Raw genomic sequence first — 13,965 nt, 5'->3', positions numbered from 1 at the left:
CGAGCATCGCGACACCGGCTGTCATTCGCCCCGCGGATGATCCTTGTCCCACAGCCCGTTCACCGGCGCGGTCCACTGGTCGGCGTGCGGGTTCTGCAACGGCAAGGACTTGAGCATCTCCTTGTGGCCGTTGCGCACACTGCAGTACTTGAACGGGCCTCTCGGGTCGAACAACTTGGTCATGTGTGGATCGGCGTGGTCGAGAAACCACACGCTGATCCCGGGGCCGCCCTGCATCCGATAGTGCTCCCACGCTTGCCACAGCGCGTCGAGCCGCACAGCGGCCTCCGGATGGCGCCACCACTCCGGGCACCACACGGTGTCGCTGATGTCGGTCACCTGCCGCTGATAGATCTCACTGAGATACTTCTCCACGAACTCGGACACGTCGGCGTAGACCCGCTTCCGCTCCACGCCCGGAATCTCGTTGCTCACAGCGGTTTGACCTCCTCGATGTCACCGATCTCGTCGGGCGGAATGGGTGTGGCCACCATGGTCGCGGGGTGGCCGATCACATCTTCGATGCGGGTCTTGCGGGTGGGATCGTTGTCCTCGATCGAACGGCGCACCGCGGCGTCGTACTCCGATTCCCACCACGGCACCGTGCGTACCAGCACCGCGGGCTGACCCGAGGTGAACACGACCGCGCGACCGCGCGGCAGCGTCGCCAACCCCTGGGCGGTGAAGGTCACCGACGAACTCAGCGAGCGCGAGTAACTCTTGCTGTTGCCCGACTGCGACATCGACTGCGAGATGGAGTCGTACTCACCGATCGCCTCGGAGCGGTCGCGCAGGAACGCCATGTCGTCGATACCGCTGCCGAGCACCTTGATGTTGGCCGCCGACCACAGCGCGCTCATGCCCGCCTCGCCCCAGCAGCGCGCGCCCTGGGCCCACGACTGCAGCACCGTCATCACCACGATGCCGCGGGACCCGAAGTGGCTGTACTGCTTGGGCAGATCCTTCCAGCGCACCACGTTGGCGGCCTCGTCGAGCACGGCGAGCAGCGGCACCGGCAGCCGCCCGCCCGAGGACCGCGACGCCTTGCGCATGGCGACATCGATGACGGCCTCGGTCAGCGCGCTGACCAGCGGCGCGGCCGAACCACGACCCTCCAGCGACAGGCAGTACAGGGTGCCGTTGCGCTCGATGAACTCGAGCTCGTCGAACTGGTAGCGGTCGCTGTTGCCCCGGGTGATCCAGGGATGCACGTTCGACAGCTGCAGGCATCTGGTCATCTTCTTGGCCATCGCGAAGATGCCGCTCTTGGTGCGATGTTCGGTGTTGTACTGCATCGCGAGACCGGAAGCGGTGAAGTCGTGCCCGGCACCTCGCAGCAGTTCGATCGGCTCCGCGTTCTGCGGGTCGGTCACCCATTCCCATACCTGGGTGATCGGCCTGCCCGCAATCGCGGCGGCCAGGAACAGCCCGGCCAGCAGGTCCTCGGCCTCCGGCTCGAAGAAGCTGTCGGTCTTGTCACCCTCGTCGCGTTCGGCGTCGGCGAAGTGCCCCGCCAACCGGGCCGCGCGCATCTCACAGCCCTCCTGCCGGTGATCGACCCAGGCCAGCGGGTCCCAGTACCACTTGGCGCGCTCGCCCGCCACGCCCTGCGGGTCGAAGACGAAGGTCCGGCTGTCGCGGTCCTCGCGCACATTGCGGGTGGCGTCGACGACGTCGCGCTTGTTGGAGGTGGTGATCACCGGGCCGATCGCGGACAGGATCGCCGGGATCACCCGGGAGGTGGACTTGCCCTGGCGCGGGCCCCAGATGTCGAGGTGCAGGTCCTCGTAGGAGCCGTAGAGCGGCGAGCCGTCGGCCACCGCCACCCCGATCGGCACGCCGGGCGCGTCACCGGGACGCAGCCGCACGCCGAGCTGGTTGGCCTTCTCGCGCACGCCCGCCTCGGTGATCGAGGCGATCGCACTGCCGGTGCCCATGTAGTCGGCCTTGTCATCGATCGCGAGCCTGCCGACGACGGCGCGCTTGCGCAGGCGGGCGCGGATCACGTAGAACGCCACGACCGAGGCGATCACCAGCAGCACGATCACCGTGGAGGCGCGCGGCCAGTGCAGTTTGCCCCTGGCCAGGTCGGCGACCACCGCGATCGGGTTGATCGGAATGTTCTGCGGCACCACCGCCATCGCGTTGCCCAGGTGCAGCGCGACGGCGAGGGTGATCAGGGTCGCAAAGCCGACCACGATCAGGATCAGCGTCGTATCCGGTCCGACCGCGGCCGGATCCGTCACCTTCTTCTTCGCCACGTGTGCCTCCTTGTGGACCTTGTCGGATGCTCGAGTGCGCCGATCAACGGAACGCCTCCAGGCGCCAGCCCTGCGGCGTCCGCACGACGGTCGCGATGACCGTGGTCGGCGGGAGTGCCTCGGTGCGCCCGTCCGGGTAGACGACCGTCTGCTCGACGCCGATCTTGTACTGCGCCACCGCCGGATCCGCGCTCGCCGGTGGTTTCTCCCCCGAGGCGAAGGTGAACGCCTCCACCTTCGCTTTCGCCTTGGCCCAATCCGCCCACTGCAGCGACGGTTTCGGCGTGTCGGTGGCGCCGGTCGAACTGTCCAGCATACGGATCATGCTGGGCCCCATCCATTTTCGCGCGCGCTGCACCGAGGACCCCGGCTGTTCGGTAGCCGGGTACCAGGTGAAGACCTCACGCAAGGCCACCACCGCGACACCGTCGGCGGTGGTCGGGTCGGCCGCCGCGGCGGCTTCGAGCAACCGGGTGGTCGAGGTGACCTGGTCCGGGCGCGCGGAGTCGGAGTCACCGCCGCAGGCGGCGACCGTCGTCGTGAGGACCGCCACGAGCATCACCGCCGGGATCGTGCGGATTCGTGTTCTCTCCCACCAGGTTATCCCCGGTGTCCGACACGATGTGGTCACAACACCCTCCTCGCCCGCGCGTCGCCCGGCACCGCCACCTCGACGACGCCACCCCCGCCGCGGGTGCTCGCCGCGGGCCGCGCCTGGATCATCCGGCCGTTGCCCGCGTAGATACCCACCTGCGTCGGACCCTGCCGTCCGAAATCGCTGAACACCAGGTCACCGGCGGCGATCTTGGCGATCGGCACCTCCTGGCCCGCCTCCCACTGCTGTTCGGCGGTGCGCGGCAACGTGACCGCGCCCGAGGAGGCCGCGAACACCGCCGCCGCCGTCAGACCGGGCCCGTCGAACCCGCCACCGCTGGGCCCCTGCGCGCCGCCCCCACCCCACACGTAGGGCGTGCCGAGCCAGTCGTGGGCGGCCTCGACGATCTGCGCGCCGCCCCCGCCCTGCTCGGGCGTGAAGCGGCCCTGGGCGCCGGGCGCGCGGTACTGCGGTTCCATGGTCAGGATGTTGGTGACGTAGGGCCGGGTCTCCGAATAGTGCGCCGCGTACTGGTTGGGCATGCCGCCGGAGGCCAATACCGCGCCCTCACCGGCGTTGTACCCGGCCAGGGTGAGCGCGGCGAGGTCGCCGGAGACCTTGCCCTCGGCCATCCAGCCCGCGATCTTGTGCGCGAGGGCGCACATGTAGCGGGCCTGGCCGATGATCGCGTCGCCGTCGTCCCACACGCTGGCGCGCCCGTTGCCGTCGGCGTCGATGACATACGGTCTGCCGTCGTCGGGATTGGTGCTCGCCGCCGTTCCCGGCAGGAACTGGGCCAGGCCCTGCGCGCCCGCCGGTGAGGTGAGGCCGCGCCGGAAGCCGGACTCCTGCTTGGCCTGTGCGGCCAGCAGCGAGGACGAGATCTCCGGGCAGACCGTGCCCGCGCGGCGATACCAGATCTCGAGTTCGGCCGGGACCTTCCCGTCGGCGAGCAGGCCACCGGCGCTGCCGAAGCCGCGCACACAGTTCGGATCGCTGGAGAAGGCCTTCGCGCCACCGACATCGGGGGTGGGCGCGCCGTCGAGCCAGGGCATCGGGTCGATCTGGCGACCACCGGTGAACCGCCCGCCGGGCACGATCTCGAAATGCAGGTGGGGACCGCTGGATTCACCCGCCGAACCGACCATCCCGATCGGCTGGCCCGCGGTGACGGTCTCGCCGGTGCGCACCCGCACGCCGCGGTCCCACATGTGGCCGTAGACCGCGGAATAGGCCCGGCCGTTGGTGTCCACGGAGTCCACCACGATCCAGTTGCCGAAACCGGAGGCGGGCCCGGCGGCGACGACCTTGCCGTCGGAGACCGAGTAGATCGTGGTGCCGTCGGCGGCGGCCATGTCGATGCCCTTGTGATCGCCGCCGCGCGAACCGAACACATCCGAGATGGTGAAGGTGCCCACCTCGAGCGGCAGGGTGCGCCGCAGCGGACCCACCCCGGCGGCCAGCGAGGGCGTGCCGGTGACCGCCGGATTCGAGCTCGGTGCGGGGGTACTCGTCGCGGCGGCGCGCGGGTCGCCGGGGTAGTCGCCGCCGAGCTGCGGCAGGGTCGCCGCCGAGGACCCCACCAGGATGTCGCCGGTCTCGCAGGTCTCGTCGGAGGAGGGCAGCACGATCACCAGCACGAGGGTGACCAGGCCGAGGACCGCGCCGAGCGCCGACATCACGATCGTGCGCGGGCTCATCGGGCGCCTCCTGCCGTGCCGCGCCGGGCGCCGGGATCCGGGTCCGCCGCGGCGGTGTTCACGTCCGGCGCCGGGTTTCGTTGAGCGTGTCGGCGAGGGTGCGGTTCATCTCCGCGGCCGCGGCCAGCTGCTGCTGGAGCAGGACCACCTTGCGGCGCAGGGCCGTCGCGTCCATCCGCTCCAGACTCGGCCCCTCGGCCGCGCGCACCCAGTTGCGCACCGAATTGGTGTGCACGCCGATCTGTTCGGCGACCACCCGGCACGCCTCGGACTCGCTGCGCAGCTTGTCGGTCAGTGCGACGACCTGCTCGACGGCGGCCTTGCGCACTTCCGGGGAGACGCGGCGATAGGACCGATGCGGCATCATGGCTGTCCCCCGTCCGCCGTCGGATCGGGTGCGCCGCGCGGGTTGTCCCCGAACTCGCTGAACCGCTGGTTCGTGTCGTGGATTCCGCTTTCCTTCTCCGACACCGTGAACTCCATGTGGAAGGGGATGCCCGGTCGGCGATCCTCACCGATCTTGAGCAGGAACTTGCCGGTACCCGGCGGGGAGGGCCGCTGCTGGCCCGGCCGTAGCGCTTCACCGGTGAGCGCCTGCGGCGCCGACCACCCGGTGACCATCTCCTGTTCGGCGGAGGTGAACGGCACCGTCGAATCGAGCCGCGAGAGCTCCTCGGCGGGCAGCGCGCCGAAGATCTTGGCGCGCGCGCGTTCCAGGAAGCCGATGGCCTTGGCGATGGCGGCGTCGGAACCCAGGGCCTGCAGGTCCTTGATGGTGTGGCTGATCATGATCAGCGCGGTGGCCAGGCCGCGCTGCAGACGGGTCAGCTCGTCGACGCGGTCGACCATGAAGTCGCCCAGGCCCAGCACCTGCCACAGCTCGTCCATCACCACCTGGAAGTAGCGCTGCGGGCCGAGTTTCGCGTCGGCCAGCACGTGCGCGGCCTCCACCGAGGCGAAACCGTCGGCCCAGCAGGCCAGCATGACCGCGGCCTTGAGTTTCTTGTCGCCGGTGGGGATGTGCGAGACGTCGATGCACACCGCGACCGCGCCGGTATCGATCGGCACCGAGGTCTGGCCGTTGAAGATCGCGCCGAACGGGCCCTGGGTGAGCGCGCGCAGCGAGCGGCGCAGGTTCTTGATGGCATGCTGGTACTCGTCGTCGTCGTCGGCGCCCGCGTCGAGCATCAGTTCCGGGCCGCCGTCGATGATCACCTCGAGCAGGTTCTCCATGATCGGCGGCTTGTCCGGGGTGAAGCCACGGCCGGGCTGGTAGAGGATGCGCAGCGCGGTGGCGATGAGGGTTTCCTCGAAGTCGGCCACCCGCGCGCCGCGCACGAGTTCCACCAGACCGGCGATCAGGGTCACCTGCCGGGCGCGCAGATCCTGCAGCACCTGCTGTTGCAGCGCGGGGAAATCGGTGAGTCGGGGCACCACCGCGCCCAGCACACCCGCGGCCAGCGGATTGAGCTTGCCGTGGCCGTAACCCAGGTCGATGACCTGCCCGCCGACGAGTTCCACCATCTTGCGGTAGTCGGGTTTGACGTCGGCCAGGATCAGCGGGGTGATGCCCTGGGCGATGCCGCCCAGCACGATCCGGCGCACCAGCGAGGACTTGCCGAAACCGTTGAGGCCCAGCACGAACAGGCTCGGCGCGGTGATGAAGCTGCCGCGCATGAACCAGTTCATCGGGTCGAAGCAGACCGGCGCGCCGGTGTGCAGATGCGAGCCCAGCGGGGTGCCGATCAGCGGCGCGCCCGCGCCCACCGACCACGGCCACAGGCCCGCGACCTGGGCGGTGGTGGCCCGGTACTCGACCGGGCGGCCGACCACGTTCATCTTGCCGCCGCCGGGACCGGAGTAGCCGCGGTCGGTGAGTTCGGCGGTGGTGCGGTCGAATCCGTCGCCGACCACGGCCTCCGAGCGGGCCTGCGCGTTGTTGCGGCGCAGGTCGTCGGTGTGCAGGCGGAAAGTGGCCCAGGCGGCGCGCAGTCCGGACTGCTCGCGCTGGATCATCTCGTAGCGGGCGCGGGTGGCGTCGTCGAGCAGCGCGGGACCCTGCCTGCGGTCCGGCCGCGCCTTGGACTTGGCCGCGCGGCCGGTGCCCATCGCGCGATCGGCGGCGTCGTCCGGGCGGTCGGGTCGCGCGGCCTTGACCGGGCGCGTCGGCTTGCTCAGCCGGGGCTTGGCCGGACGCGGCTGGCGGCGCGGATCGTCCTGGGCGCGATCGTGTTCGAGCCGGGGGCCGTGGTCCTGTTCACGCAGTCCACGCCGGGGCTGCTCGGGGCGCGGGCCCCGGGCGCGCCGCTCACCCTGACCACCCGCTGGTCGCGGTCCGCGAGCACGGTCGCCACGGGGACGACCTGCCTCGCCACTCGGGTCACGGCCATCGCGCGGGACGCGGCCCTCGCCGCTCGACTCACGGCCCTCGCCGCGCGGGTCGCGGCCCTCGCCCTCGCGGGAACGGCGGGACTCGTGTTCGCGAGCGCGCCGGGACTCACCCTCGCGAGTGCCGCGGGGTTCCTCGGGATGTGGCCGGGGCGGGCGCGCGTTCTCACCGCGAGGGCGGGCGGTACGCGACCGATCCTCCTCGCGCGCACGGCGTTCGCCCTGCCTGCGGTCCGCGTCGGTGCGCGAGCCCCGGGCTGCGGGCTCGCCTTCGGCACGGTCGGTGCGCTCGTCGAGACCGAGCACATCCTCGCTCACGCGCGACGGGCTGCCCGCGGGCCGCGGCTCGCGTTCGCCGCGGATGCGCGGCGGCCGGTGCACCGGGCGCAACGCGATGTCGTCGCGATCGCGCACCGGGGGTTCGTAGTCGCGTCCCATGTTCGCCTCACCCCGCCAATGCCTTCGGAATGGTCGCGTGCTCGGGCAGGATCACGCCGCATCCCAGGGAGGCCGCGAACGCCGCGGCCTGGTATCGGTAGCAGCGCCGGATCTTGAGCCGGGCCTGCGTGGAGAGGTCGCGGGTGATGGCCTCGATGCGCGGCAGATCGCCCCGGAGCGGCTCGGTGATCGTCACCAGCGCGCCGAAGCGGGTCACACCGTGCCCGCGGGCCTGTTCCTCACGAGCCTGCTGGGTCGCGCCGACCCGCAGTGTCGCGGCCGCCGAGACGACGCCACGCTCACTCTGTTGCGCCACGAGGGCGTTCTTGAAGTCGTCGTCGACGATCTCGGCGGCGTCGGCGGCCGAGTGCGGCCGGTAGACGATCGCGATGCGCTTGCGCGGCACCTCGGGATTGGGCGCGAGCAGCCGCTGCAGCACCCGCTCGTCGACCGCGCCCTCGGGCGCGGCGTCCATCTCCCAGGTGACCGAGCGGCCACCGTCGTGGATCAGGTGGTCCCACTTCTCGTCGTGCGAGACCGGGCCCGCGTCATCCCAGCCCAGCCCGTGCCCGCCCGGATCGGCCGCGGCGACCTCGAGGTCTGCTTGGGCGGCCGGGTCGTAGCTGCGCCGGATGAAGGAGATGACCTCCTCGGCCGACATCGGCTGGGCCCGTACGCCCGCCTCGGCCAGCGCCGCGCAGATACCGGGCAGCCTGCGCCCGATCTCCACGGCCTCCTCGGCCGGGTTCTTACGACGCTCGGCGGTGGTGGCCTTGAACGTGATCGCCACCCGGGGCAGCAATTGCACGCGCTCCTGCGGCAGTTCGGTGGCCAGCTCGTACATCACCTGCTGGGCCAGCTCCGGCGCCTCCGGGCGGGTGATCGTGGAGACCTCGTTGAGCAGTCGGTTGCCGGTCTCGGGCACGGTGTCGATCACCGGCACCACCGCGACGATGTCGCTGGTCTGACCGACCGAGGCCAGGAAGGTGCCCCAGGCCGCGACCCAGCGATCGATCACCGGCTGGTCCACCGCCTCGTGGCCCTGCGGCCAGGCCCGCAGCACCACGGTGTACTGGGCGAAGGCGGGCAGGTGGATCATGCCGAAGTGATAGCCGCCCGCGTCGATGCCTTCGTAGAGCTTCGAGGGGGCCAGCAGCCCTGGCAGTTTCGTGACACCGCCGGGGATCCGGGAGAACCGGCCGCCGCGGTACACGTGCTCGCCGTTGTTGCGCGAGCGCATCCAGTTGAACATCATCAGTCCCGTCTCGTAGCCCGAGCGGCCCCCCGTCCGCCACACCAGCGGCACCATCACCAGCGCGCCGAGGCCGCCGACGATGAAGCCCCATTTGAATCCACCGACCATCGCGCAGATCAGCGCCGTGATCACCACGACGAAACCGATCACGGTCTCTTCCCAGCGCAGGCCGAACAGGCCCGCGCTGCGCGGCTTCTGCCACAGGCCGTAGGAACGGCGCTCGTAGGTGTCGGTCACCGAAGTGGTCATCGCGGGATCGTGCTCCTGCCGAGGTCGGGTGCGCGGTTGGCCCAGCGATCACCGGCGACGTCACCCATCGCCTGGTCGGCCCTGGTCGTGCCACCGGCCGCCGCGCGCGCGGCCGCGATGTTGCGGGCCGCGCCCGAGGGCACCGACCCCGAACTCGGTGGCGCGGCCGCCGCGCCACCCCCGCCACCGCGCGGCGGTGGGGTCGGGCGCGGAGCGCCACCACCGGTCCCCGGCGAGCCGCCGGGGCGCGGTCCGCCGCCGGAACTCGCGAAGTATCCGGCCGAGCCCGGCGCCGCGGCGGGCCGCGAGGCGACCGCCTTGGTGCCGATCGCGCCGAGCGCCATGGCGCCCACCGCGGTACCGCCCGCCACCATCAGACCGGAACCACCGGTGCCGACCGTGGCGACCGCCGGAGCCACCAGCCGCATCAGCGCGGGCAGCACGAACGCCACGCTGCACAGCAGTACCAGGGCCACCAGCATGCGCTGGGCGTCCTCGCCGCTGGGCAGCCCGCCCGAGGACGTGGTCTCGTCGGTGTGGCCCGCGGTGGTGAACGCGATCATGTAGACGATCGCGGCGACCGGCTTGAACAGCATGAAGGCGATGATCCAGCCGACCAGTTTCTGATACGACTGCTTACCGGTCCCCGTCGCCGAGGCCGCCGCCGCCAACGGCAGCACGCCCGCGGCCACCACCAGCAGACCCTGCCGCACGATGGCCAGCACGATCTGGGCCAGCGCGCCGAGCAGACCGACGATCGCGATGATCAGCACCAGACCGGGCGAGAACGCCTGCAGCTTGCTGGTTTTCACCATCAGCTCGGCCATGTTCTTGGCGTTGCCGCCGGTGGAGTCCTGGATGATCCACTCGGAGAACTTGTCCGAGGCCCTGGTCCCGGCCACGATCACCGCGCCGAGCATCCAGGAACTGAACACCACCCTGGCGAAGAGCCGGAACGATTCGGCGGCCTCGCTCACCGCCGCGCCGCGTCTGGCCTCGGCCAAGCGTCCACCGGTGATGATCACCGAGGCGATCAAGAGCAGTATCTGGATCTGATAGGTGTAGTCGTTGATCTTGGTGAACAGGGCGCCGGAGTCACTCACCGCCTCGTTGGGCACCTTCATCCAGAAGGTCAGCGCCAGGATCAGTGCCTCACCGAGGCCCTTCATCAGCGAGTCGACCACCTTGCCGAAGGTGGAGTCCCACGCCTTGTCCTTGACCGCGTTGGCCGCCTCACCCGGATGCGAGGCGGCGTTGCCCGCCTTGCAGACCGCCGAGGCCGCGTCACCGAGGGAGATCCCCGGAATGGCGACGCTGTCGAGGGTGTCGTGCAATTCGTTGCACGCCTGGTCGAATCCGTAGTCCTCACCCATGGCGACCGTCGGCGTCGCGATCATCACGGTGAAGACCACCGCGAGAATCGTGAAGATCCGCCTCAACATTGGCCTCAGCATTGTTGGCACCCCTCGATGGTCCGCAGGGAATCGATCCGGGCTGTGCTGCACATCGATGCTCACCATGTCGTCCACCCCGCCAGCGATTCCACATATTCGGTCTGGGTGTTGGTCGTGGCCGACGGCTTGAGCCGCCAGTCCCCCTGGTCCCACACCACGATCATGCGCATGGCCGCGTAGAACTGCTTCCCGTCCAGGACCGGACCGCGCGAGGCCAACCGCACGATCGCCATGTCGTCGGCGTAGTCGTCGATCTTGAACGCGTCGGTGGCCACGAAGTAGCGGGTCACCGTCTCCGGCTGCTGCGCGGGCAGCCGGTCGGCGGCCAGCGCGCTGTCGTAGGCGGCCAGCTGCGCCGTGCTCACCCGCACCTGCTCGACGTAGAGCGCCCGGTCCGCAGGGCGGGCGTTGAGCCGGTAGGTGATCTGCGCGGCGGCCAGCGCGGCGCCCTGCGGGGTGCGCGCGTAGCCCACGGCCAGGCCACCCTCGATCCGGGTCGGCCCGTCGGAGGTGGAGAAGGGCACCGACGCGCCGTAGACACGCTGCCAGCCGTGCGGCTTCTTCGTGCCCTCCGGCGCGGCGGTCAACCAATCCGGGTCCGTCGGTGTACGTTGCGTTCCCGGCACCTGGGCCAACGGCTGGCCCGCCGGGTTGTTCGGAATGTCCACGCGCCTGCCCAGCACGTCGACCTCCGGATCGGCGAAACCGGTACCACCGGCGGCCTGGGCGGGCGGCGGAGCGCTCTCGGTCTCGCCGTCCCCACCGCTGGTGAAGTACACCAGCGCGCCGACGACGAGGATCAACGCGAGCAGGGCACCGGAGGCGATCATGCCGAAGGACGCGCGGTCGCGCGTGCCCGGCTCTCTCTCGCTCACCGCGGTGCCTCCAATCTCACGATGTCGGGGGGTAATTCGTCGATCACGTCGACCGGTCGGGTACCGGCCAGCGGATCGGGTAACCGCAACCGCCAGTCTCCCCCGTACCAGCCGACCGTGGTGTGGCTGACGACGCGCGAGCGATCGGCGTACTCGGTGTAGACCTCGACACTGGACTGCTCGTCGCGGTATTCGGTGATTTTGTAGCCCAACAATCTCGGTGCGTACCCGGGCGCGGCGGGCCCGGTGATCGAGAGCCGGACCCGGTTGATCGCCCACTCGTCGCGGGCCGGTCCCGGCATCAGTTCGCGGTTCACCACGGTGGCCCACTGGGTGTCCGGCGCGACGCCCAGCCGCAGTGTGTGGGTCAGTGCGGCCAGGCCCGCGCCGCGCGGGGAATGCTCGAAACCCGTCGCGGCACCGTCGGTCACCGAGGCCGGGCCCTGGTCGGCGTGCGGCAGGGAGACGCCCTGGTATCCCTCCCAGCGCACACCGGTCGGCGCCGCGGACAGCTCGGTGCCCGCCTCGCCGCCACCGCAACCCACGGTCGCGGCGAGCAGTGCGATACCGACCGCGACCGGCCGTGTCATAACTCTCCCCCTCACGCCGGAAGGAACGCCAGCGCGATCGCGGAGGCGGTACTGGCGACCGCGGCTCCGATCAGACTCATCAGCACACCGTGTGAGGCGTCGTTGACGGCCAGGTCGCTGCGGAACGCGATCCACAATCGACCGGCCGACAGGATCATCCAGGCCAGGCACGACAGCAGAACGAACCAGAGCAGCCAGTTGAGCAGCTGCGTCATCGGCGCCAGCACGTCGGCCGGGAGCTGTTTGTAGGCGAGCACAGTGATCACGTACCGATGACCGCGTTCATGATGGTGCCCGCGCTGGTCGCGACCACGCCGCCGATCATGGCGCCCGCGACCATCTTCGGCGACTCGAGGCCACCGCCGGTCCAGCGCTCCCAGGCGAACTTGCCGCCCGCGTAGGTGATCCCGCAGATGCCCGACAGCAACACGAACCAGGTCAGGTACCGGACCAGCTGCAGGATCTTCTCGGACCCGGGAGGAGCTTCCGGCGTCGGATTACCCACCTGGGCCAGGACAGTGCCGTACGTGTCCTGCACGGCGAGGAGGATCATGCTCATCGGGTGCCTTTCTCCCACTGTAAAGGTGTTGTGCCACAAACACTTCGACGCCGACACACGTTTGTACACCACCGGCGGCCCGACCGCCCGGCGTTCATGATCGCTGCTCCCCCGGCTCGGGAGTGCCGATGCTGGCCCGGATGGCGGCGACCAGATCGACACCGAGTTCATCGATCTCGAGGGGTACTTCGTCGAGCGGGTCGACCCGCCCGCGTTTCTTGACCGACACGCTGTGGCCCGGCGACCAGACCGGCAGCGACTCGGACTCGACCAGGGTCCATTCCTCGATCCACGGCACCTGCCAGACGTGTCCGGCCAGCGAGCCGACCACGTCGCGGTAGCGCCGGATCTCCGGCGGCACCCGTCCCGGCCGCGCGGCCACCGTGATCAGGCCGAGCACCAGCGAGGGCCCGGCCAGGTTCGCGTGGTGTTGGCGCAGCAGGTCGTGCGCGCGGGTCAGACCCGAGATGGTCTCGCGCGCGACCAGGACCACATAGGGTGACTCGCGGTCGAACACGCCAGGCCACCGGCCCTTCGCATCGGCGGCGGGCGCGAGGACGTGCGCGAGGGTGGTGGCGCCCGAGCCGCCGTGCACCCCCAGCAGCCACACCAGCGGGGCGCGGCCCACTCCGGGCACCGGACGCTCCCAGATCGGGGCGCGCAGCGATTCGGGCGGCGCGACGACACCGATTCCGGGGGTTGCCGGTTCACGACGACGACGAAGATTCATAGCGGCCGTCATGATGCCACCCCGGCGAGCAAGCTCCCATACGCTGCGCGGGTCGGCTCGGCGAGTTCGCCGTGCCGGACCAGCTCTCCGCGCGCGAGATGCGGGTCGTAGGGAATCTCGACGACCTCGCGCACCCAACCGGACAGGTGTTCGCGCAAATGCTCGGCAACGCGCGAGTCGTCGTGCGAATACTGGTGCGAGACAACGATGGTGGTATCGGCGACCACACCGGCGCCGTCGTCACCGTAGTGGTCGTCGAGCCATTCCAGGGTGACCCGCAGTCGGTTGGCCGCGTCCACGCGCGCCGGAATCGCCAGCACCAGCGCGATATCGGCGTCGTCGAGCAGGGGTCGCAGTTGCCGTCCGGCAATCGGGTTTCCGCCGTCGTAGACCGCCGTATACCCGCCGGTGTCGAGCGCACGCGCGACAGTGAGATATGTCGCGCGGCGGCGCAGCGGCGTGGCGTCGCGCCAGAGCAGCCCGAACCCGGAGGTCGAGCGCGACAGGCAGTCCTCCAGCGGGGCCGGTTCGTCACCGCCGCGGCCGTAGACCCAGGACTGCAGGTTCACCGGGTGCAGGTGCTTGTCGGCCCCGCGCAGGGCCAGATCGCTTCCGGCGGCGGTGGCGTCGACCGCCACGGTCGCCGCGCCGGTGCCCGCCATTTCGGCGGCCAGTCCCAGTGTCGTGGTGGTCGTGCCCGCCCCGCCGCAGCCGCCGACCACCAGGATCGGCCTGCGGGCGCCCTCGGATCGGTCTCCGGTCCTGCGCCGCAACCGCACCACCGGAGCCGGATCACGCGCCGCGTCGTCCGACGATTCCCCCTCGGGGGCCTCGTCGAGCCAACGGCTCCAGTCGTCTGTCATCGCCTCTC

General features: G+C 70.6%; 14 protein-coding genes. All 14 read right to left on the bottom strand.

Annotated elements, in window-relative coordinates:
- Nucleotides 1-21: 21 nt before the first annotated feature.
- Nucleotides 22-435: a DUF4913 domain-containing protein gene (locus tag QC180_RS19470; protein ID WP_278264202.1), complete on the bottom strand. Its 414-nt coding sequence runs from the start codon at nucleotides 433-435 to the stop codon at nucleotides 22-24.
- Nucleotides 432-2,261, bottom strand: a complete 1,830-nt coding sequence (locus QC180_RS19465) for a type IV secretory system conjugative DNA transfer family protein (RefSeq protein ID WP_278264201.1) — start codon at nucleotides 2,259-2,261, stop codon at nucleotides 432-434. The genes QC180_RS19470 and QC180_RS19465 overlap by 4 nt, the downstream gene beginning before the upstream one ends.
- Before the next feature lie 43 nt (nucleotides 2,262-2,304).
- Nucleotides 2,305-2,820, bottom strand: a complete 516-nt coding sequence (locus QC180_RS19460; RefSeq protein WP_278264528.1) for a hypothetical protein — start codon at nucleotides 2,818-2,820, stop codon at nucleotides 2,305-2,307.
- A gap of 68 nt (nucleotides 2,821-2,888) precedes the next feature.
- Nucleotides 2,889-4,556: a peptidoglycan DD-metalloendopeptidase family protein gene (locus QC180_RS19455; RefSeq protein ID WP_278264200.1), complete on the bottom strand. Its 1,668-nt coding sequence runs from the start codon at nucleotides 4,554-4,556 to the stop codon at nucleotides 2,889-2,891.
- A 58-nt stretch (nucleotides 4,557-4,614) separates the two neighbouring features.
- Nucleotides 4,615-4,923, bottom strand: coding sequence for a transposase (locus QC180_RS19450; protein ID WP_278264199.1), 309 nt, complete (start codon nucleotides 4,921-4,923; stop codon nucleotides 4,615-4,617).
- The gene (locus QC180_RS19445; protein ID WP_278264198.1) at nucleotides 4,920-7,382 is read right to left on the bottom strand and encodes a hypothetical protein; all 2,463 of its coding nucleotides are present in this window, start codon (nucleotides 7,380-7,382) and stop codon (nucleotides 4,920-4,922) included. Before QC180_RS19445 ends, QC180_RS19450 begins: the two co-directional genes overlap by 4 nt.
- 7 nt (nucleotides 7,383-7,389) lie before the next feature.
- Nucleotides 7,390-8,886 (bottom strand): SCO6880 family protein, encoded by a 1,497-nt coding sequence (locus QC180_RS19440; protein ID WP_278264197.1) that lies wholly within the window; start codon nucleotides 8,884-8,886, stop codon nucleotides 7,390-7,392.
- Nucleotides 8,883-10,328, bottom strand: a complete 1,446-nt coding sequence (locus QC180_RS19435; RefSeq protein ID WP_278264196.1) for a hypothetical protein — start codon at nucleotides 10,326-10,328, stop codon at nucleotides 8,883-8,885. The genes QC180_RS19440 and QC180_RS19435 overlap by 4 nt, the downstream gene beginning before the upstream one ends.
- Nucleotides 10,329-10,399: 71 nt before the next feature.
- Nucleotides 10,400-11,215 carry a DUF8175 domain-containg protein gene (locus QC180_RS19430; protein WP_278264195.1) on the bottom strand — a complete coding sequence of 272 codons (816 nt, stop codon included), beginning with the start codon at nucleotides 11,213-11,215 and terminating at the stop codon, nucleotides 10,400-10,402.
- Entirely contained in the window at nucleotides 11,212-11,805 is a 594-nt protein-coding gene (locus QC180_RS19425) for a DUF8175 domain-containg protein (RefSeq protein WP_278264194.1), read from the bottom strand. Before QC180_RS19425 ends, QC180_RS19430 begins: the two co-directional genes overlap by 4 nt.
- An 11-nt stretch (nucleotides 11,806-11,816) precedes the next feature.
- Complete coding sequence (locus QC180_RS19420; protein WP_278264193.1) at nucleotides 11,817-12,071, bottom strand: hypothetical protein; 255 nt, start codon at nucleotides 12,069-12,071, stop codon at nucleotides 11,817-11,819.
- Nucleotides 12,068-12,364, bottom strand: coding sequence for a hypothetical protein (locus tag QC180_RS19415; protein WP_022566424.1), 297 nt, complete (start codon nucleotides 12,362-12,364; stop codon nucleotides 12,068-12,070). The genes QC180_RS19420 and QC180_RS19415 overlap by 4 nt, the downstream gene beginning before the upstream one ends.
- Nucleotides 12,365-12,458: 94 nt before the next feature.
- The gene (locus QC180_RS19410; protein WP_278264192.1) at nucleotides 12,459-13,106 is read right to left on the bottom strand and encodes a hypothetical protein; all 648 of its coding nucleotides are present in this window, start codon (nucleotides 13,104-13,106) and stop codon (nucleotides 12,459-12,461) included.
- Nucleotides 13,103-13,957, bottom strand: a complete 855-nt coding sequence (locus QC180_RS19405; RefSeq protein WP_278264191.1) for a MinD/ParA family ATP-binding protein — start codon at nucleotides 13,955-13,957, stop codon at nucleotides 13,103-13,105. The genes QC180_RS19410 and QC180_RS19405 overlap by 4 nt, the downstream gene beginning before the upstream one ends.
- Between the last annotated feature and the right edge of the window lie 8 nt (nucleotides 13,958-13,965).

The organism is Nocardia anocheti (assembly GCF_029675105.1).
Taxonomy (GTDB): domain Bacteria; phylum Actinomycetota; class Actinomycetes; order Mycobacteriales; family Mycobacteriaceae; genus Nocardia.
The sequence above is the reverse complement of the archived record's forward strand: the minus strand, read 5'-3'. Positions and strand labels throughout refer to the sequence as shown.

Bases quoted from the DNA above. Each gene is read 5' to 3' on its own strand.
- QC180_RS19405 (WP_278264191.1), bottom strand. From the start codon at position 13,957: ATGACAGACGACTGGAGCCGTTGGCTCGACGAGGCCCCCGAGGGGGAA.
- QC180_RS19460 (WP_278264528.1), bottom strand. From the start codon at position 2,820: ATGCTCGTGGCGGTCCTCACGACGACGGTCGCCGCCTGCGGCGGTGAC.
- QC180_RS19435 (WP_278264196.1), bottom strand. From the start codon at position 10,328: ATGTTGAGGCGGATCTTCACGATTCTCGCGGTGGTCTTCACCGTGATG.
- QC180_RS19410 (WP_278264192.1), bottom strand. From the start codon at position 13,106: ATGACGGCCGCTATGAATCTTCGTCGTCGTCGTGAACCGGCAACCCCC.
- QC180_RS19450 (WP_278264199.1), bottom strand. From the start codon at position 4,923: ATGATGCCGCATCGGTCCTATCGCCGCGTCTCCCCGGAAGTGCGCAAG.
- QC180_RS19440 (WP_278264197.1), bottom strand. From the start codon at position 8,886: ATGACCACTTCGGTGACCGACACCTACGAGCGCCGTTCCTACGGCCTG.
- QC180_RS19445 (WP_278264198.1), bottom strand. From the start codon at position 7,382: ATGGGACGCGACTACGAACCCCCGGTGCGCGATCGCGACGACATCGCG.
- QC180_RS19425 (WP_278264194.1), bottom strand. From the start codon at position 11,805: ATGACACGGCCGGTCGCGGTCGGTATCGCACTGCTCGCCGCGACCGTG.
- QC180_RS19415 (WP_022566424.1), bottom strand. From the start codon at position 12,364: ATGAGCATGATCCTCCTCGCCGTGCAGGACACGTACGGCACTGTCCTG.
- QC180_RS19455 (WP_278264200.1), bottom strand. From the start codon at position 4,556: ATGAGCCCGCGCACGATCGTGATGTCGGCGCTCGGCGCGGTCCTCGGC.